Raw genomic sequence first — 19,181 nt, 5'->3', positions numbered from 1 at the left:
TTTCAATAAGACTGCGTTTTTAGCTTTAAATAGCCAGTTTTAATTGCCAGCTTTTTCTCTTGCTTCTTTTTTCAATTCCTCACTAGCGATAATTGCCAATTCAACACGTCTGTTTTTAGCTCGTCCCTCTACGGTTGAATTATCATACTTAGGTTGGTTCGGACCATACCAATTTGTCGTAAAACGACCTGACGAAATACCCTGATTAGATAAATACGACGTTACTGATTGAGCACGTTGTTTAGAAAGCGTCATATTAAATGCATCTGGACCTGTACTGTCTGTATGGCCTTCAACTAAAATATCGGTATCTGGGTATTCTTTAAAAATACCTGCTAATTTTGTCAAAGTTGCGGAAGATGCAGCATTGATATTGTACTTGTTGGTATCAAAATAAACACCGCTACTCTCATCAAAAACAACATTTATCCCTTCTCCTACACGCTCTACTTGAGCTCCTGGAATTTCTTCTTCAATACGCTCGGCTTGTCTATCCATCCGATCGCCAATATAATTACCAGCAACCCCACCTACAACGGCACCAATAATAGCGCCCAAGGCTGAGTTGTTTTTACTACCAACATTATTGCCTATAACGCCACCAATTACGGCACCACTACCAGCACCAATGACGGTTCCTTTTTGTTTATTGTTTGCATTTCTCGTAGCATCACAACTAACCATAGCTGTAACCATAACGAATAATACTATTGTTTTTATTATATTTTTCATAATTAAGATTTTATAAAGTTGTTCTTGTAAAGTTTAAATTGATATTAAAAGGTTTTCCTTCAAATTGAATTGTTTGTGTAATCTGCATAGAATTAGCGTCCAAGTATTTCATTTTCATTCTATATCCTGTTTTATCCTCGAGGTCATTCTTTTTCTCATCGGTAAATTTTAGAGTGAATTCAAAATCACCAGTATCCTTGCCAATCTCATTGGCAGCCCATCTGAAATATCTGACTCCTGTTGAGCAATCGGTATCTATAATGGTATATGTGCCTGTGCTGTTGTTAGATCTAAAAAACCACTGGCTATCAGTGAAACAAGAAGCTGTGGCGTCTTCAAACAAGATCGTGTTAAAGACTCCTGGTTCGTCATAGGTAACAGAGTTGAGCACCCAATTTCCATCGATAGTATTTCTTGCAGATTTTTCTATCTTAGATAATGAACAGGACACCAAGAGTGCCGCCATAAACAGAGTAATTCCTATTTTTTTCATTGTGATAAGTTTTAAATTGATTCTATTAAATATACGAATATTGCTACACGTAGGTTGTTAACGATTTCCCATTATTTGTTAATTAAATACAAAGTCGCATTTCTAAATGAGTCGGTCACCCACAAACTCAAGCTTTGTTTTACCATGGGGTGCGGGCTTACCAAATTCGTCTAAATTGATCATTACAATATTATCTACGGTCAAGATTTTAGCCTTGGTCATCATGTTTCTCGCTTCACATTTTAAAGTCAAGGAAGAGGTTCCTAGTTTAACAATTTGCATCCCTATTTCTATGATATCACCTTGCTTGGCTGAACTCATAAAATTAATTTCAGAGATAAATTTTGTTACAACCCTCGTGTTGTCCAATTGGATGGCAGCATATAAAGCCGCTTCTTCATCAATCCAAGCCAAAAGCAGACCTCCAAATAAGGTCCCATTGGGGTTTAGATCTTGTGGTTTTACCCATTTTTGTGTTTGAAACTTCATAGTTATTGACTTTTATATCCACCAGTAGGCTAAATTATCTGAGGTTGCTTAAAACATCTGTATTTTATTCATTCTTAGCAAATTTCCATCAAGCAGTTTAGTTTTAAAACAACTTCAGATTTTGCTCTTTGTAAGGAATTTGTAAGTCCATTCCCAACTCGGCATTTATTCTGTTAATAAAATACGCCGCCAGCAATGGCGATTCTTTTTCTATGTCTTGATGTACAAAAAAATTGATCTCCTTAATGCCTTGCTGTTTCCATTGTTTAAGACGTTCCACCCATTCATCCAATCGTAAATAGTCAATTTCGAGATTGGTACCCACAAACCTGACAAAAACAGAGCAATTGGTTAATCGTATGTGTAACAAATCCCGTCTCCCGGCAGTATCCACAATGATATTTGAAATGTTATAGGTTTCCAACAAATCAAATAAACGATTGGCTATTGAGGCATCATTATACCAATCTGTATGTCTAAACTCAATGGCAAGCGGAATTTCTATTGGCCATGATTTTATAAAAGCTTCCACCCTCTCAAAATCCTTGGGCGAAAAGTTTGCGGGCAATTGTAGGAATATAGTTCCTAATTTTTCCTTGAGGTTTGTCGCACTATACAAAAAATCGTCAATTACCTCTTGAACACCATTCAAACGTTTCCAATGGCTTATATCTTGATATAGTTTAGGAAAAAACTTAAAACCAATAGGCGTTTTTTGATACCATGTTGCAAAGGTTTCTGGTGAGAAAATACGATAAAAGGTGGCGTTGAGCTCAACCGAATTGAATTGTGTGGCATAATAGGTCAAGGCATCCTTTGTGCCTGGAGGATAAAAGCCTTTTAATTTGGATGGACTCCATTGGGAGCAACCTACAAAAATTTTTGGCAGTTCTTTGTTTGTGCAATTAAGAAGCACTACAGAAGTATCCAAATGATCAACGGGCAGAGAGAAATTTACTTGTTTTGTATGATCAACACGACCAAATTGCATAAGGCTCAGATTTGTTCATTTAATACTCAAAGATACTCCAATCATGGTTAAAAGCCGTTCAAAACCTCCCTCAAAATGGGTATTTGTTGATAACCTGGTTAACAACATCTCAGCACTCTGTTCTTTATACAAAGCAATATGCATAAGTTTAAGGAAATATAAAGTTATGAAAAATAGAACTGACGATTTGATCCAGATGAGACCCATTATTCCTACTGCTATAATACATGATACCATGAGCAGTGAAGAGTATTTTCAAAACGCAACTTTAAGACCTTTACTCTTGCTTCAAAACGAACTTTTAATTGAAGTTTTTAAAAATTACATTGACAAGCACAAAAATGTATTTTACGAGCTATCTTTGCCGAAACAATTAGACTATATTGAAAACGCCATTCATAAGGACATGAAGTTCAGAAACTCACTTAAAGGTATGATCATTGGTCAATTTACAATTGAAGAGTATGCTATTTATATCCAAAATTCATCTGCATTGAACAAGCGCATGATGCATCTTGTAAAAGAGCGTCTTATTAGTCACATCCAATTATTTCAGCCTCAAATGGCGAAAGTTATATGAAAATAAAAAATGATGTTCTGCAAGCTTGTTTTGAATATGCCAACAAGCGCATTGCCAATTATAAAAACGAAATTGAGACCATCAAGGACGCCATAGATAGCAATGATAAAAGTGGTGATGAGGATGATTCTGGCAACGGCAAACTCTTTAATGACCTTGAGAAGAACTCTCAATATCTTACAGATGCACAAAAAATGCTGGAGGGTTTAAAGATCATCAGTCCAAATAGGGCTTCTGAAAAAGTGATGTTGGGGAGTTTGGTTAAAACAACCACCACCAACTTTTTCATCTCTATAAGTGCTGGAAAAATTGAAACCGAGTCTATCAGTGTCTTTGCTATTTCATCAGGCTCACCGATTGGCATGCTCTTATTAAATAAAGTTAAGGGAGATCAAGTGGAGTTTAATGGCAATACCTTTACCATCACTGAGGTTATATAAGTGGTTCTCCGTTAATATTGGTGGTCAATACGCTGCTCATATAATCAAGATAAGGCCTTACTGCTTTAAATGACGCATTGACCTCCACTATGAAATTTGGAGAGACTACTTCTTTATCGGTATAATTTTTCGTGAAAAGAAATTGTTTTTTACGAATAAGATCGATGGCTTTATGTTCTTTGTCAAAACCTCTCGGTGCCGTTTTCAACTCCTCTCCCACCATATCACCCCAAATTGCTCTAAAATTTTCATCATTAATGATAGCTCTAATTTCTTCATCATCAATTTCAAACTCTTTTCTAATCCGCATCAAATCTTCCTTGGAAGGGTCCCAAAACCCAACGGCAATGAAAGATTTATTATTAGGCTGAATATGGAGATAATAGCTGCCTCTTAAGGCTGGTTTTCTTCTATAAAAAGAACCGCTAAAATGAGTTTTATAGGGAGCTTTGTTCTTTGAAAACCGCACATCTCTATAAATTCTAAAGTTCTTGAGGCGGTCTAAGTCGTCATGTACGTTTAAAGCTTCAAATAACACGTTAAAGTTGCGTTTGGCATCAACCTCAAGTTTTTTGAATTCTTTCTTATGTTCATTGAACCAATCTCTATCGTTATTTTCTTTTAAAAGTTTGAGAAACTCCAACAAATTGTTAGAGAATGCAGTAGGTGCAGTCATTTATAACAGTTATTTTATTTTTTAAACATACAAAAAAGTCCAGATAAATCAGGAATATAAAGCGCTTCTATAACCCAAAAACTAAGTGTCTTTTTTAGATGTGTTTTTTTCCAGGGCCAATTTATTGTCAAACTGTAAGGTCCTGATTGGAAATGGGATGTTGATACCTTCAGCATCAAAAGCTTTTTTTATGGCGATAATTGCTCTATTTGTAGCATTAAGTGCGTGAACACTTTTAGTGCCTTCAATCCAGAAACGGCATCTAAAATTTATGGAACTGTCTCCGAACTCTGTAAAGAAGAATTCTACAGGTTTGCTCTCATCTATTTTTTCAAAAGTTTTTTCCAAAGTGTCCTTAGTCAGTTTTTCAACAAATTCTAAATCAGATTCATAGCCTACGCCACAGGATACATCCACTCTTATAAATGATGTCAGGGAATAGTTTTTCATAGGGTTGTCCAAAATGAGCTTATTGGGAATCATTACCATATTATTATCCGACTCCTTTAGGGTCAGATTTTTTAAATTGATTTCCATAATTTCACCGGTAAACCCATTAGTTTCGATCCAGTTTCCTATCTGAATCTTGTCCCTAAATGAAATAACGATTCCTGAAATAATATTTGACAATGTGCCTTGTAAGGCCAAACCGACGACTAATCCTAAAACCCCGGCACCAGTGATCAATGAAGTGAGTGTCTGCGAAAGATTTAAAATAACCAAGGCTAAAAACAGCCCCAACATGACAATCACCACGGTGACCAACCTTGCAATAATACTACTCACCGACTTCTGCTTAACCCGATTTCCTATAAGTCTTAAAGTAAGTTTACTGATATATCTCGCCAAATAATAAGCAATCAAAAGCACAAGAAGCGCCAAGATAAAGTTTGGAAGATTCTCAATTATAGTGTTCATCCACCCCAAAAGCTTTTCAATTAGTAAGTTAAGAGATTTGTCTAATTGGTCTTTCATAGTGTTATTGGTTTTTAAAATTAATTCAATCATCGGAATTTACCACTTTTGGATTTACCGGATTGAGACGGCAATTTCTGATTTATTACTAAGGGATTTTCCTTCTATGCAAATTGGACAAGTTCCAAAGTTCTTGATAATGTCAAGGCCTTAAAGCCATTTCTTTTTTCTGAAATAAATCAGCATCATTAAAAATATAAAAATCATGACACCGATAAGTATAAAATAACTGTATTTATATTGCAGTTCTGGCATATTTTCAAAATTCATCCCATAAATACCCGCAATAAAAGTTAAGGGAATAAAAATAGTCGCCATAATAGTCAGGACTTTCATGACTTCATTCATTTTGTTGCTAATGATGGTCATGTACATGTCCAATAAACTCCAGACCATTTCCCGATAAACCTCAATACTCTCATTGACCTGAACAATATGATCATATAAATCTCTTAAATAGTTATGAGTTTTTTCGTCAATTATAGGATTCTCAATTTTATCAAGACGGTTTATAACCTCTCGTAATGGAAGTACTGAGCGTCGTATTTTCAAAATTTCACGCTTTAACTCTTGTATGGTGGTTGCTGTTTTATTATCATCAGAATCGGCTTCAAAAACACGATCTTCAATGTCTTCAATTTTATCTCCAAAAACCTCAATAACCGTTAAATAATGATCTACTACGGCATCAATAATAGCGTACATCAAATAATCAGAACCCAAACTTCGGATGCGACCCAAATCAGAAGAAATCCGCTCTCTTAAATCATTAAAGACATCGCCGTCAGCTTCTTGAAACGTCAATACAAATTGCTCTCCTACAACCATACTGACCTGCTCATAGACGAGGTCATTCTCATTCTTAAAATAAAGCATCTTTAAAATGACAAACAGATAATTGTCAAACTCATCCAATTTAGGACGGTGGGTTGTGTTTACAATATCCTCCAAAGTCAAGGGATGCAGTCCATAATGAGTGCCCAGTTTTTCAATTTCCGAAGTATTGTTCAGCCCGTTGACATTTACCCAAGTAACTTGATTATTATTTTTATAATGAAATGCGTCAGCTACATTTTGCGTTTCAATTTTGTGATATTCCTCCTTGGTATAATTGATAATTTCAACATCAGTAACTGTTGACTGTTTCTTACCTTTATAATAAACCGTACCGGGTGAACGATTGACTGTTTTATAGGATTTTCTTTTCTTTTTAGATTTCATTCAAGTCTTCTTGTGGCCATCAATGCTTTAAAAATAAAACTTTTTTATATAGCACGGCTCAATTAAAGAATATAAAATTACTATCAAGCTATAGGGTAAATAAGGTAAAAGCATTCTATCTTTGAAAAGTTTAATTAAGGGCTTGCTTTTTGACATAATTTTGTTTAATATGCGAATTAAACCCTTCAAATAGTTTAAATAAATGGGAAGACCACCTACAAGACCGATCAAATTTAGAGACGGCTTCTATATAGAAATTAGAAACAAAGGTAAAGCAACAGGGATTAAAATCCATAGAGATACCAAAGAGCATATGCTTCGTACCATCAAAGAATACGAACAGACCAAGGAAGTGTACATCTTAGGAGAATCCAAAAATGGTAAATGGGTGAATAAAACGCCCGTACTTCATGTGGTAGACGAAAACTAAAACTTTCTACCAAAGTCCTGTTACATGACTGTTAATAAATAAATAATTCATAAATTGTTGCGTCTTTAACCTTCAAATACCAACAATTTATGAATTTAACTTCTTCTAAGAAACCACCTGTTTACTTTTGGATTGTGGGCATCATAGCCTTGCTTTGGAACCTCTTTGGCGTGTATAATTATGTTATGCAAGCCTTTGTTACCACAGAGCAACGCACACAGTTTTCTCAAGCACAACATAACCTATATGACGATCTTCCAATATGGTATGTTTCCATATTTGCTATCGCTGTATTTGCTGGCTTGTTTGCAGCAATTTCTTGGTTGCTCCGTAAACGTTGGGCCTACACCTTATTTATCATTTCTTTTCTTGCAGTGGGTGCCCAACAATTTTATGTATTGACGGAGATCAATCCAAGAGATATCTTTTTGCCGCTAACTAGCATAGTAATCGCGGTATTTTTGGTATGGTTTTCAAAACGTGCCATTGCAAGAAAATGGCTGATATAGCTTACATTCTAAAGTGTTCAAGATACATCCTGGGAAGTTTTTGAGCGTAAATTCTTTGATATAAATATTTTAGAATTAGCACATAGTCTATGTTGTGTTATACCTCATAATCAAATTCCAAGGTGTTCAATATCAGCCCGGAGGCTGGTGCAATATATTCCATAACAGCTGTACTATCTGGTAATAGACTTTTTGCAATATCATCTAAGGTAAAATCATTTTTGCCGAGCCTAACAAGGCTACCCATCATACCTCTAATTTGATTATACCCAAAGCCCTCAGCCTTAACTTTGAACAGAAAGGATTCTTTGGGAAAAAAATTAGCATTAAACATAGTATTTTCGATGATCTCACAAGAATCAATCGTTCTCTGATACATCCCTTTTTCAGAAACTCTTGAACAGAAGGCCTTGAAATTATGTGTGCCTTCATAAAGTTTGGCACCTTTTTTCATCAGCTCAATATCCAAGACATCTCTAAAAGTGGTCATTATGGAAGCGCAGAATGGGTGCGATTTTTGACCATGGGCAAACAGGTAAACATATTCTTTAAGCTTCGCATTTTGGATGACATTAAAATCCTTGTCCACTGCTCTCATCGCCAATGCACGGACATCCTGAGGTAGATAATAGTTGAATTGTTCGAGAAACCCAACAAAGTCTTCAATAGGGTCTTCCATAAATAATTCAAATGCTGTTTCATTGGCAGACACCATAGCATCAGTCCTACCAGCGGCTAAGCTTTTAAACTTCTTATCCCCTTTAAAGACATAATTTAGCGTTTTGTCAATTACCAAATGCACCGTTTTTAAATTGGGCTGTTTTTGCCAACCGTGATAGCGAAAACCCAAATATTGAATGGTAATAAGGTAAAAATAATTTTTATCCATTTCTCAAAGTTATTGACAATTGAACGAATTTAAGAATTAGTTGGAAAACATCTTTCAAGTTTCATTTGGCAACTAAGCATTCAGATATTAATTAACTTTTGTCAATTAAACTATTTTGAGTAAAAATTGAGTCCTATTATTTTTCCCGATTTTTAAGAACGGATTCAATAGCCTCCAATGTAAAGCCTTTGGCCTGAAGTAGCATTAGGTAATGAAATAGTAAATCGGCACTCTCGTTCAAAAATAGCTCATTGTTATTATCTTTGGCTTCAATGACGACTTCCACCGCCTCCTCGCCTAGCTTTTGAGCCAATTTGTTGATGCCTTTTGAGAAAAGTGAGGCAACATAAGAGTCCTCAGGTTTTGCGTTTGAACGACGTTCCAGTATGGTCTGTTCCAATTTGGAAATGAATCCAAAATTGGACGAATTATCCTCACCCCAACAAGTGTCCGATCCTTTATGACAGGTTGGGCCTACCGGATCCACCTGTACCAATAGTGTGTCATCATCACAGTCCACCTTAACATCTACCAAATTCAAAAAATTACCACTCTCTTCACCTTTAGTCCATAAACGTTGCTTGCTTCTGCTATAAAACGTCACTTTTTTGGTTTCCTGGGTTTTCTGAAACGCCTCTTCATTCATATAGCCTAACATCAGGACATTTTTAGTAGTGGCATCTTGAATAATGGCAGGAATTAAACCTTCTGAATTAAATTTTAAGTTCATTGTTATTTTGTTTTGTACGACTTCTTAATATTTAATAGAGCTTCTCTAAAAAACATCACAACGCCTATTCTTTGGAAGGACATTTTGAGTTCAAGTCTTAAATTCTTACTTCAATATTATTTTTCTTTAGTGCTTCTTTCAAATCTTCGATTTCGATTTCACCAAAATGAAATACACTGGCCGCAAGCGCAGCATCCGATTTTCCAATCTGAAAAGTGTCTACAAAATGCTGAATAGTACCTGCGCCACCAGAAGCAATAATCGGAATATTCAAGGTGGTTGACAATTTCGAAAGTGATTCATTGGCAAATCCATCTTTTGTACCATCATGATCCATGGAGGTAAATAATATTTCGCCGGCACCACGAGTTTCAACCTCTTTAGCCCATTCAAATAAATCCAATTCGGTTGGAATACTACCACCAGCCAAATGTACAATCCACTGATTGTCTATTTGTTTAGCGTCAATGGCAACCACCACACACTGGCTCCCAAATTTATCGGCAAGTTCGTTAATAAGTTCTGGACGTTTTACGGCAGAAGAATTGATCGAGACCTTATCTGCACCAGACTTTAGGAGAAGATCAACATCTTCTACTGACGAAATACCACCGCCGACTGTAAATGGAATATTAACCTGTTCTGCAACTTTAAGAACCATCTCCAATGTGGTTTTACGCCCTTCTAAAGTGGCTGAAATATCAAGAAACACCAATTCATCCGCACCTTTTTCAGCATATTGCTTTGCCAGTGCAACAGGATCTCCAGCGTCAATAAGGTTAACAAAATTTACACCTTTAACAGTGCGACCGTTTTTTATATCTAAACAAGGTATGATTCGTTTTGTGAGCATAGTATTTGCTACAATTGCAGCGTTTTAATTAATGTAAATTAGTTATGTAATGATTTTATAATTTCAAACTTATATAAAAATTGCCTTGCAACTTCGCATTCGTTGCTGTCCAAGATTTCGTTATTCCAATAATTATCTTAAGCCGGATTAGTTCAACCCTCTGTTTTGAAGAATTGTTTTGCAGTTTCTTCAAAAAAGACTGTCACTAATAAAATTCTTCCAATTCTTTTAAGCTGATCCTGTTTTCATAAATGGCCTTACCAATAATAACCCCTTCACAGCCTAAATCCTTTAGTTTTGGCAGTTCATCAATTTGCGATATACCTCCAGATGCAATCAGCTTTATAGATTGATCAGTACTGCTGTTTGAACACTCTTCTATAATTTCTCGATACAGATCAAATGACGGTCCTTCTAGCATCCCATCTTTTGAAATATCAGTACAGATAACGTATTGCACATTTTTTCTTTGATAGTTTTTTATAAAAGGAATCACTTCTAAGCTACTTTGCTCTTGCCAACCACTTATCGCAATTTTTCGGTCCATACAATCAGCACCTAAAATAATTTTGGTTGAGCCATACTTCTCCAACCACGACTCAAACATCTGGTAATCGTTGACCGCAATACTGCCACCAGTAATTTGTTTGGCCCCTGAATTGAAAGCAATATGAAGGTCTTCATCTGACTTTAGACCTCCACCAAAATCAATCTTCAAGTTTGTTTTTGAAGCTATCTGCTCCAAGATTTTATAATTAACGATATGTTTTGCCTTGGCACCATCCAAATCGACCAAATGCAAATATTCAATTCCGGCAGCCTCAAACTGCTTGGCAACTTCTAAAGGGTTTTCGTTATATATCTTTTTGGTGTTATAATCACCTTTGGTCAAACGCACACATTTGCCATCTATAATATCTATTGCTGGAATAATCCTCATAATATTTTACGATTTACAATTATTGATTTTTCATTGACGGTTTCATAAATTGAGGAAATTTCTCAACACATGCTCACCCTCCAAACTGCTCTTTTCAGGATGGAATTGGACGCCATAAAAATTATTTTTCTTTAATGCAGAACTATATGTCACCCCGTAATGGGTTTGCGCTATAGTATCATCACACAATTCTGCATAATAACTGTGCACAAGATACATATAGGCATTATTTCTAAGACCCATAAATAAATTTGTTTTTAAATTGGAAATCTTATTCCAACCCATTTGTGGGACTTTTACTTCGTCTGAAAACCGTTTTACCTGAACATCAAAAATGCCCAAGCCTTTGGTGGCACCTTCTTCGGTGGCATTACACAGTAATTGCATGCCTAAACATATACCTAATACGGGTTGTTTCAAGGTCGGAATTAAAAGATCCAATCCAGATGTTTGAAGTCTTGACATTGCATTGCTGGCGTGGCCAACACCGGGAAAAATGACCTTATCAGCTGCCTTAATGATTTCTGCCCGACTACTCACTATAGGATCGTAACCCAAGCGATTACATGCAAATTGAACACTTTTGGTATTGCCTGCGCCATAGTCTATTAATACAATATTCATGACCAATAATTTAAAGATTCAAATACTAAATTCAATCAATTAGACTTGGCATTTGAAAGTTGAGACTTCTACAATAATCCTTTTGTCGATGGTAAAATCATTTTTTCCAGATCACGCTTAATGGCCATCTTTATGGATTTTGCGAACGCTTTGAAAATGGCTTCAATCTTATGGTGTTCATTGTCACCTTCTGCCTTGATATTCAAGTTGCATCTGGCACCATCGGTAAACGATTTAAAAAAGTGAAAGAACATTTCCGTTGGCATCTTTCCGATCATTTCCCGTTTAAATTCTGCATCCCATACCAACCAATTCCTACCTCCAAAATCAATGGCCACTTGTGCTAAGCAATCGTCCATTGGCAAACAAAAACCGTAACGCTCTACTCCCAACTTATTGCCTAAAGCCTTGGCAAACACTTCGCCCAAAGCAATCCCCGTATCTTCTATAGTATGGTGTTCATCCACCTCCAAATCGCCCTTTACCTTAATATCCAAATCCAATTGGCCATGTCGCGCTATTTGGTCCAACATGTGATCAAAAAAAGCAATCCCTGTACTAATGTTGCTTATTCCTGTTCCGTCAAGGTTTAAATTGATGGCGATTTCGGTTTCATTGGTATTGCGCTCAAGACTGGCGGTCCGATCTTCAGTTTTTAAAAAGCTGTAAATCTCCTTCCAATCTTTAGTTTCCAACGCAATATAATCGTTCAGTGCCTCCTGATCGGCATCAATAAAATCAGAATTGGGATTGTTTATAAATATCGCTTTAGAGCCTAAGTTTTTTGCCAGCTCAACATCCGTCAGTCGGTCGCCAATAACGAACGAGTTTTCCAAATTATAGGCATAAGAAAAGTATTGTTTCAATAAACCCGTTCTGGGCTTGCGTGTATCTGCATTGTCCTCATCAAATGTTCTATCAATAAATTGTTCCTTAAACTCAATGCCTTCAGACTTGAATGTTTCTAACATAAAATTGTGCACTGGCCAAAAGGTGTCTTCTGGAAATGAGTCTGTTCCCAAACCATCTTGATTGGTCACCATAACGATTTCATAATCCAATTCTTTCGCAATTTTCCCCAAATATTTAAATACTTTGGGATAGAACAAAAGCTTATCAAAACTATCAATTTGATAATCTTTCGGTTCAATAATGATGGTGCCATCACGATCAATAAATAATACTTTTTTCATCAGGTTCAATCTTTATAGTTTTTTTAAATTTTCAATGAGTTTCTTATTTTCTTCTACGGTTCCAACGGTAAGACGTAAACAATTTTCACATAAGGGTTGTGTTGTTCTATTGCGAATGACAATACCATTTTCAATTAATTGCTGATAACGCTTATTGGCATCATCTACCTTAACCATAATAAAATTAGCTTCAGATGGATAGATTATTTTAACAAACTTCACCTCTTTTAACACTTTAACTAAAGCGTTCCTTTGTTCTGTAAGACAGTCAATTTGAGATTTTATACGACCTCTATCACGGAGACCTTCAATGGCTTTTTCCTGGGTCAGTTGGTTAATATTGTAAGGCGGTTTTATTTTGTTTAAAGTGGCTATTATTTCTGCAGAAGCAAAACACATTCCCAAACGAATCCCTGCCATTCCGAAAGCCTTTGACAAGGTTTGGGTCACCACAAGATTTGGGAATTCGTTCAATCTTGAAAGCCAACTTTCTTCAGTTGAAAAATCGATATAGGCCTCATCAATTACCACAATACCCTTAAAGTTTTTCAATAGCAACTCTATTGATAAGGTTTCAAGGTTGTTGCCAGAGGGGTTATTGGGCGAGCATAAGAACAGAATTTTACTGTTTGCATTGGCAACCGCTAATATCTCCTCAGTCTTAGGTTGGAAAGTTTCTTCCGAAAGATTGATTTTAAGGGTTTCTACCGCATTAACATTAGCCAATACTTCGTACATGCCATAGGTGGGTGGAAGAATCAGAATATTATCTTGATTGGGCTCACAGAACATTCTGATGAGCAAATCCAAAACTTCATCACTGCCATTCCCTAATAGAATATTTTCTGTTGGAACATCTTTTATTTGAGAAATCAAGGCTTTTAATTTGCCTTGTTGTGGGTCAGGGTAACGATTGACCCCATTGTCAAACGGATTTTCATTCGCATCAAGAAAAGTTAAATTGTCAGTATTGCCCTGGAATTCATCACGCGCTGAAGAATATGGTTTCAAGGCTTTTATAGCAGGTCTTATTAGATTTTGAATGGTCATGAGTTGATGTCTTTTAATCGGATGGATACGGCGTTTTTATGAGCTTGCAAACCTTCGGCTGCAGCCATCAGTTCTATGGTGGTTCCAATATTCCGCAGCCCTTGTTTGGTTATTTTCTGAAAGGTCATGCTTTTCATAAAGCTATCCAAGTTAACGCCTGAATAAGCTTTACTGAAGCCATTGGTTGGCAAGGTATGATTGGTCCCGGAAGCGTAGTCACCAGCACTTTCCGGTGTATAGTCCCCAATAAAAACAGAGCCCGCATTTGTAATGCCCGATACAAAGTGCGATTCGTTCTTTGCACATACAATAAAATGTTCCGGACCATAATCGTTTATGAATTCTAAAGCTTCTTGACTGTTTGGAATATAGATCAACTTCGAATTCTCAATGGCCTTTTTCGCGATTTCATTCCTGGGCAAATCGGCAATTTGCTCTGCGATTTGAATTTCCACTTTTGATATTAAGGCTTCCGAATTTGAAACGAGGATCACTTGGCTATCGGCTCCATGTTCCGCTTGGCTCAGTAAGTCAGAGGCCACGTAGGCAGCATTCGCCCCATCATCAGCATAAACCAACAGCTCACTTGGGCCGGCAGGCATATCGATAGCCACCCCGTACTTGGTGGCCAATTGTTTAGCCACCGTGACAAATTGATTGCCTGGACCAAAAATCTTATAAACTTTAGGGATGGTTTCAGTTCCAAAGGTCAGGGCAGCAATAGCTTGAATTCCGCCCACCTTATAAATTTTACTCACGCCACATAACTGTGCAGTGTATAGAATTTCATCAGCTATAGCGCCCTGCTTATTTGGTGGTGTACAAAGGACTATCTCCTTGCAACCTGCAATTTGTGCTGGGGCAGCAAGCATTAATACTGTAGAGAACAAAGGGGCAGTACCACCGGGAATATATAGACCAATTGTTTCAATCGCTCGTTTTTCCTGCCAGCATTGAACACCTGGCATGGTTTCAACTTCAATCTTATCTGTTTTTTGCGATCTATGGAAGGTTTCAATATTCTGTTTGGCCATCTTAATGGCTTCTTTTAATTCCTCTGGTATATTTTGGGAAGCCGCATTTATTTCATTTTCTGAGGCTTCAGTTATTATAGTATCTATACCATCAAAAAGCGCAGTGTATTTTTGGATGGCGACGTCACCATTTCTTTTCACATCATCAAAAATCTGAACAACGGTGTCTTCAATGGTTTCAATAGATTGCGTTGGTCTTTTAATAAGCTCTGACCAAGAGGCTCTATTTGGGTTTTTTATGATTTGCATTCTTAATTATTTTTAATACTTCCGAATATATAGTAACGATATAACTTAAATAACCATGTTTTCAATAGGGCAAACTAAAATCCCTTCGGCACCATTGGCTTTTAATTCGTCAATAACTTCCCAAAACTCATGCTTATTGATGACCGAGTGTATGGAGCTCCAACCCTCTTGTGCCAAAGGCAACACGGTCGGACTACGCATTCCAGGGAGAACGCTTATAATTTTATCAAGTTTATCGTTTGGTGCATTTAAAAGTACATATTTAGACTGTCGACCTTTGAGTACCGATTGAAATCGAAATTGCAATCGTTTTAAGACTGCTTCGTTCTCAACGGAAATCAAAGGTGATGCCGCTAAAACCGCTTCAGATGTCAACAACACCTCTACTTCTTTTAGATTATTCTTAAACAAGGTACTTCCGCTTGAAACGATATCGACAATAGCATCAGCAAGACCGATATTTGGTGCAATTTCAACCGAACCGTTGATAATATGCAATTGGGCATCAATGGTATGCTGATCCAGAAACTTCTGAACGGTATTCGGGTAAGATGTGGCAATCCGTTTGCCATCCAGGTCCCTGATACCGCTATACTTAAACGAATTTGGAACCGCTATGGACACTTTACATGTGGAGAAACCTAATTTTTCTACAACGGAAATATCTGCGCCTTTTTCCACCAAAATATTCTCACCGATAATAGCCGCATCTACAACGCCATCGCGTAAATATTGTGGAATATCCCCATTACGAAGATAAAATACCTCCAAAGGAAAGTTTTTGGCTGAGGCTTTAAGCTGATCTTTACCATTGTCTATTGAAATCCCTACGTCCTTGAGGATTTTCATGGAATCGTCGTGCAAACGACCTGATTTCTGTACTGCTATTTTCAATTTACTCATCTTAGTGTCCACGGGAGTGGCTGTCTTTTTTAATTAAACTTAAGTTTTGTCGGAGTAAATCTATTTGGAGTAAAATTCCCGCTTTTGCAGAAATGAAAAAACCGCTTGATTTACTCAAACGGTTTTTAAATATCTTGATTTTATTCAATACATCCTTAGTTCGCTTGAGTGCAAATATGATGATGGTGATGATGTGATTGAATAAAGTTCATGTCTTATTTTGTGTTTTACAAATATTTAAAAAATAATCTTACAATCCTAATACTTCTATTAAAAATTTTTAAACACGCATTCCAGTATGCATTACTGGTTTCCTAATATAATGGGCAATCCGGAATCTCCTGAACCAATAACAATCACTTTGCTATTATTAGATTCAGACAACTTTACTGTAGCTTCAATACCTTTATCTTGAAGGATTTTCTCTGTTAAAGAGGCACTCAAAATTTTGTTGGCATCTGCTTTACCTTGTGCCTCGATGATAACTTTTTCAGCTTCTTTAGATGCCGTAACCAATCTAAACTCATATTCCAAGGACTCTTGTTCTTGTCTCAATTTACGCTCTATCGCATCTTTGATTGTTGGTGGCAAGGTTACATCTCGCACCAAAACCTCATTCAATTGGATGTATTGATCTTCTACAAATTTTTGGGTCTCTTCAAAGATTTCCTGCTGAATGGCATCACGCTTACTGGAGTACAACTGCTCAGGCGTATATCTACCCACAACACTTCTTGCAGCGGAACGAATGGCCGGGAGCAAGATACGCTCTTTGTACATTTCCCCTTTTTCTTGGTGTAATTTTCCTAAGTTTTGATAGGCTGGTTGGAACCAAACGGATGCTTCCAATTTAATATCCAATCCGTTTGAGGATAGGACACTCATTTTATCTAAAATTTCTTGTTGTCTTACTTCATAAATAAATACTTTGTTCCAAGGCGCTATAATATGAAATCCTTCTCCAAGCACTGGTTCATCAGTAACTACTCCGCCTCCGAAGGTTTTATATAATACGCCTGCCTGCCCTGACTCTACCGTCACCGCTGATTTGGCGAGAATTATAATTAAAACAATGGCTGCAATAATTGCAGGTATTGCAACTTTAGGTAATCTTTCCATAAATAATAAATAGTTTTTTCGTTAAATTAATCCGTTGTATTTTCTAATAAACCATTCTGCACTAAGGCTCAACGCAATAAAAGCTAGTAGAAATTTCCAATCGAGCAAAGGTACAACTTTTTTAATGCTTTTTTGGATGGTCACAAACCTTTCATCGTTTAATAACTGCGGTACAAGCGCATCGATATCGTCAATAAAATAAGAGACACCCTGGTTTTGATTGGCCAAGTTTTGAAGTTTTGAGACGTTTGCATTTAGAAATTGCTGTTCCACATTATATTCTAAAATCTTAAACTCACCCGATTGGGATATATTTTCATGCTGTGTTTTGACTGTGAATTCATAATCACCAGCCTCCAAACCACTTAAATCCACTTGGAAGTTGGTTTGTTTTAAGATGAAGGGAACTGTTTGGGATTGTTCGTTTTCTTTATTTTTAACTGTAATCTCCAAATTTGCTGTGTCATCAAACTCATAAGTTTTATTAAAAAACTGCGCGGTAAGGATTACATTGTCAGTGCCATTATAAAATGACTCATAAGAGATATTTAATCGAGACCGCTGTTGTCCTGAATCTAAATATTGAACAATTTTTCCTATAAAGTTATCAAAATCATGAAACGATTGCTCATCTAAATAGCTTTGCGCCCTCCAACGCCAGACACCTTCACCATTTAAAACGGCCGCTCTTTTTTGATCAACTTCGTAAGTGTATAATAAAGGTTCTTTAAGTTGAATACCACTAACTGTTTTATATAAAATAGTCTCAATGGGCAATGAAAAGGTTGTGGCACCAAACTCAGTTTGTAAGGGTGGAAAATCAGAAAAATTGAGATCGTCAATAATAAAAACACTGTAATTGGAATTTAATGACGGTTGGAAATCCTCATACTGATTGGTCACTGTTTGCTGCATATATGGTTGGAGCTTATTGAACTCCAACCAATTGGTTTGAGTGCCTAAAATAGTAAATGTGTTTAGGTTTAATAACTCAATTTCACTATACACTTCCTTAAAGTTTTGATTTGGTTGATATATGATAACTTGTTGAAAGTCATCAGATAGATTAGTGAAATCAGAAGGTTTTATAATGGAGGCTTGCCGTTGCTCATTACTTTCGATTGCCTTTTTTAATGCTCCTAAATCAGGATGCATAATATCAGAGATTATAGCCACATGGGTTTTTCTGTCAATGACCTCTACAGCAAAGTTTTTTATATTGTTGACGGTGTTTTTCTCGTTGGACAGGGGTTTCAACTCCGCTTTGTAGCTGTGCACTCCTGGGCTATTAGCTGGTAGACTCATGTTGACAAGTCGGCTGGATTGCTCGTGGTTAAATGTCAAGTTCTCAGAATAAACTATGGTGTTTCCAGAGCTTACGGTCAATTGAGTGCTTACTTCCTCCGACCCATTGTAAACTGCAATAATTTCTACGGGAAACTTGTTCTTTAAATAAGCATATTTATTAACGTTGAGCTGTTCAATCTTCAAATCAGTATACTGGGTGGTATCTCCCAATATAACAGGATAGACAGCCTGCTTATAATTTTGGGCGGCAAATTCATAGTCATTGCCATACGTCTGATTACCATCTGAAATTAGAATTAGAGGTGCAATGGCATTTCCATAAACTTGAGAAAACTGATCAAAAACAACAGTAGGATTCGTTTGTTTTTCGTCAAAACTCAAATTGTCCAAGCTATTGATAGTCTTCCCAAAGCTAAAAAAGGCGATATCGAACCGTTCATTTAAAGCTTTATTCTGTTGTAAAAGCACAACTAATTCTCTCGTCTTTTGATCTTGATCCAAATATTTTACCGATTCTGAATTATCGACCGCAATAAGCAAGTTCGGTTTTTCATTGAAATAAGTAGTGCTATCAAATTTGGGATTGATCAGTAGCAGAAAAACAGAAAACAGGGTTATAAATCTTAAAAACACTAATAGAAAATCGACTCTCTTGCGTTTTTTTGTCTTATACATATACTGAAAAAGCGCTAATGAAAGCGCTATAATTCCAGCTAATATGATGTATAAAATGGTTTCTGTCTGCATTAAATG

At 36.5% G+C, this 19,181-nt stretch carries 22 protein-coding genes; 4 read left to right on the top strand and 18 right to left on the bottom strand.

Going from position 1 to position 19,181, the window contains the following annotated elements:
• Positions 1-39: 39 nt before the first annotated feature.
• From H3Z82_RS17145 to H3Z82_RS17130, 4 genes are all read right to left on the bottom strand, one after another.
• A complete protein-coding gene (locus H3Z82_RS17145) occupies positions 40-732 on the bottom strand; it encodes an OmpA family protein (protein WP_182206732.1) in 693 nt (230 codons plus the stop codon).
• A gap of 10 nt (positions 733-742) precedes the next feature.
• The gene (locus H3Z82_RS17140; protein WP_182206731.1) at positions 743-1,225 is read right to left on the bottom strand and encodes a lipocalin family protein; all 483 of its coding nucleotides are present in this window, start codon (positions 1,223-1,225) and stop codon (positions 743-745) included.
• Between the two features lie 102 nt (positions 1,226-1,327).
• Positions 1,328-1,714, bottom strand: a complete 387-nt coding sequence (locus H3Z82_RS17135) for an acyl-CoA thioesterase (RefSeq protein ID WP_182206730.1) — start codon at positions 1,712-1,714, stop codon at positions 1,328-1,330.
• 103 nt (positions 1,715-1,817) lie between these two features.
• A complete protein-coding gene (locus H3Z82_RS17130; RefSeq protein ID WP_182206729.1) occupies positions 1,818-2,705 on the bottom strand; it encodes a DUF72 domain-containing protein in 888 nt (295 codons plus the stop codon).
• A gap of 166 nt (positions 2,706-2,871) precedes the next feature.
• Between H3Z82_RS17130 and H3Z82_RS17125 the strand changes: the two genes are divergently transcribed.
• Together H3Z82_RS17125 and H3Z82_RS17120 are read left to right on the top strand one after the other, a co-directional pair.
• Complete coding sequence (locus H3Z82_RS17125; RefSeq protein WP_182206728.1) at positions 2,872-3,285, top strand: glyoxalase; 414 nt, start codon at positions 2,872-2,874, stop codon at positions 3,283-3,285.
• Positions 3,282-3,725, top strand: coding sequence for a transcription elongation factor (locus tag H3Z82_RS17120; protein WP_182206727.1), 444 nt, complete (start codon positions 3,282-3,284; stop codon positions 3,723-3,725). Before H3Z82_RS17125 ends, H3Z82_RS17120 begins: the two co-directional genes overlap by 4 nt.
• Here the strand turns inward: H3Z82_RS17120 and H3Z82_RS17115 are convergent.
• The 3 genes from H3Z82_RS17115 to corA all read right to left on the bottom strand — a co-directional run bounded on the left by H3Z82_RS17115 (position 3,718) and on the right by corA (position 6,597).
• The gene (locus H3Z82_RS17115; RefSeq protein ID WP_182206726.1) at positions 3,718-4,401 is read right to left on the bottom strand and encodes a DUF2461 domain-containing protein; all 684 of its coding nucleotides are present in this window, start codon (positions 4,399-4,401) and stop codon (positions 3,718-3,720) included. The genes H3Z82_RS17120 and H3Z82_RS17115 overlap by 8 nt on opposite strands.
• A gap of 81 nt (positions 4,402-4,482) precedes the next feature.
• Entirely contained in the window at positions 4,483-5,376 is an 894-nt protein-coding gene (locus H3Z82_RS17110; protein WP_182206725.1) for a mechanosensitive ion channel family protein, read from the bottom strand.
• A 150-nt stretch (positions 5,377-5,526) separates the two neighbouring features.
• Positions 5,527-6,597: a magnesium/cobalt transporter CorA gene (gene corA, locus H3Z82_RS17105; protein WP_182206724.1), complete on the bottom strand. Its 1,071-nt coding sequence runs from the start codon at positions 6,595-6,597 to the stop codon at positions 5,527-5,529.
• Positions 6,598-6,799: 202 nt separating this feature from the next.
• Here corA and H3Z82_RS17100 point away from each other — a divergent pair, with 202 nt between their 5' ends.
• Positions 6,800-7,027, top strand: a complete 228-nt coding sequence (locus H3Z82_RS17100) for a hypothetical protein (RefSeq protein WP_182206723.1) — start codon at positions 6,800-6,802, stop codon at positions 7,025-7,027.
• An 89-nt stretch (positions 7,028-7,116) separates the two neighbouring features.
• Positions 7,117-7,536, top strand: coding sequence for a hypothetical protein (locus H3Z82_RS17095; protein ID WP_182206722.1), 420 nt, complete (start codon positions 7,117-7,119; stop codon positions 7,534-7,536).
• A 97-nt stretch (positions 7,537-7,633) separates the two neighbouring features.
• On the opposite strand, the gene H3Z82_RS17090 is transcribed toward H3Z82_RS17095, so the two are convergent.
• The 11 genes from H3Z82_RS17090 to H3Z82_RS17040 all read right to left on the bottom strand — a co-directional run bounded on the left by H3Z82_RS17090 (position 7,634) and on the right by H3Z82_RS17040 (position 19,175).
• Positions 7,634-8,425: a tRNA pseudouridine synthase A gene (locus H3Z82_RS17090; RefSeq protein WP_182206721.1), complete on the bottom strand. Its 792-nt coding sequence runs from the start codon at positions 8,423-8,425 to the stop codon at positions 7,634-7,636.
• A 136-nt stretch (positions 8,426-8,561) separates the two neighbouring features.
• Positions 8,562-9,161, bottom strand: a complete 600-nt coding sequence (gene hisIE, locus H3Z82_RS17085) for a bifunctional phosphoribosyl-AMP cyclohydrolase/phosphoribosyl-ATP diphosphatase HisIE (protein ID WP_317172472.1) — start codon at positions 9,159-9,161, stop codon at positions 8,562-8,564.
• Between the two features lie 91 nt (positions 9,162-9,252).
• Positions 9,253-10,008 (bottom strand): imidazole glycerol phosphate synthase subunit HisF, encoded by a 756-nt coding sequence (gene hisF / locus H3Z82_RS17080; protein ID WP_182206719.1) that lies wholly within the window; start codon positions 10,006-10,008, stop codon positions 9,253-9,255.
• Between the two features lie 205 nt (positions 10,009-10,213).
• Positions 10,214-10,948: a 1-(5-phosphoribosyl)-5-[(5-phosphoribosylamino)methylideneamino]imidazole-4-carboxamide isomerase gene (hisA, locus tag H3Z82_RS17075; RefSeq protein ID WP_182206718.1), complete on the bottom strand. Its 735-nt coding sequence runs from the start codon at positions 10,946-10,948 to the stop codon at positions 10,214-10,216.
• 42 nt (positions 10,949-10,990) lie between these two features.
• Positions 10,991-11,572 carry an imidazole glycerol phosphate synthase subunit HisH gene (gene hisH / locus H3Z82_RS17070; RefSeq protein ID WP_182206717.1) on the bottom strand — a complete coding sequence of 194 codons (582 nt, stop codon included), beginning with the start codon at positions 11,570-11,572 and terminating at the stop codon, positions 10,991-10,993.
• A 68-nt stretch (positions 11,573-11,640) separates the two neighbouring features.
• Positions 11,641-12,765 (bottom strand): bifunctional histidinol-phosphatase/imidazoleglycerol-phosphate dehydratase HisB, encoded by a 1,125-nt coding sequence (gene hisB / locus H3Z82_RS17065; RefSeq protein ID WP_182206716.1) that lies wholly within the window; start codon positions 12,763-12,765, stop codon positions 11,641-11,643.
• A 12-nt stretch (positions 12,766-12,777) separates the two neighbouring features.
• On the bottom strand, positions 12,778-13,815 hold the full coding sequence (gene hisC, locus H3Z82_RS17060) for a histidinol-phosphate transaminase (RefSeq protein ID WP_182206715.1): 1,038 nt from the start codon (positions 13,813-13,815) through the stop codon (positions 12,778-12,780).
• Positions 13,812-15,098 (bottom strand): histidinol dehydrogenase, encoded by a 1,287-nt coding sequence (gene hisD, locus H3Z82_RS17055; RefSeq protein ID WP_182206714.1) that lies wholly within the window; start codon positions 15,096-15,098, stop codon positions 13,812-13,814. Before hisD ends, hisC begins: the two co-directional genes overlap by 4 nt.
• Positions 15,099-15,143: 45 nt before the next feature.
• A complete protein-coding gene (gene hisG / locus H3Z82_RS17050) occupies positions 15,144-16,001 on the bottom strand; it encodes an ATP phosphoribosyltransferase (protein ID WP_182206713.1) in 858 nt (285 codons plus the stop codon).
• Positions 16,002-16,304: 303 nt separating this feature from the next.
• Positions 16,305-17,120 (bottom strand): prohibitin family protein, encoded by an 816-nt coding sequence (locus H3Z82_RS17045; protein WP_182206712.1) that lies wholly within the window; start codon positions 17,118-17,120, stop codon positions 16,305-16,307.
• A gap of 21 nt (positions 17,121-17,141) precedes the next feature.
• Positions 17,142-19,175, bottom strand: coding sequence for a VWA domain-containing protein (locus tag H3Z82_RS17040; RefSeq protein ID WP_182206711.1), 2,034 nt, complete (start codon positions 19,173-19,175; stop codon positions 17,142-17,144).
• Positions 19,176-19,181: the final 6 nt, after the last annotated feature.

It is taken from the genome of Gelidibacter maritimus, assembly GCF_014062315.1.
Taxonomy (GTDB): Bacteria; Bacteroidota; Bacteroidia; order Flavobacteriales; family Flavobacteriaceae; genus Gelidibacter; species Gelidibacter maritimus.
Note: the sequence above shows the minus strand (reverse complement) of the source record. Positions and strands in the feature narration are given on the sequence as shown.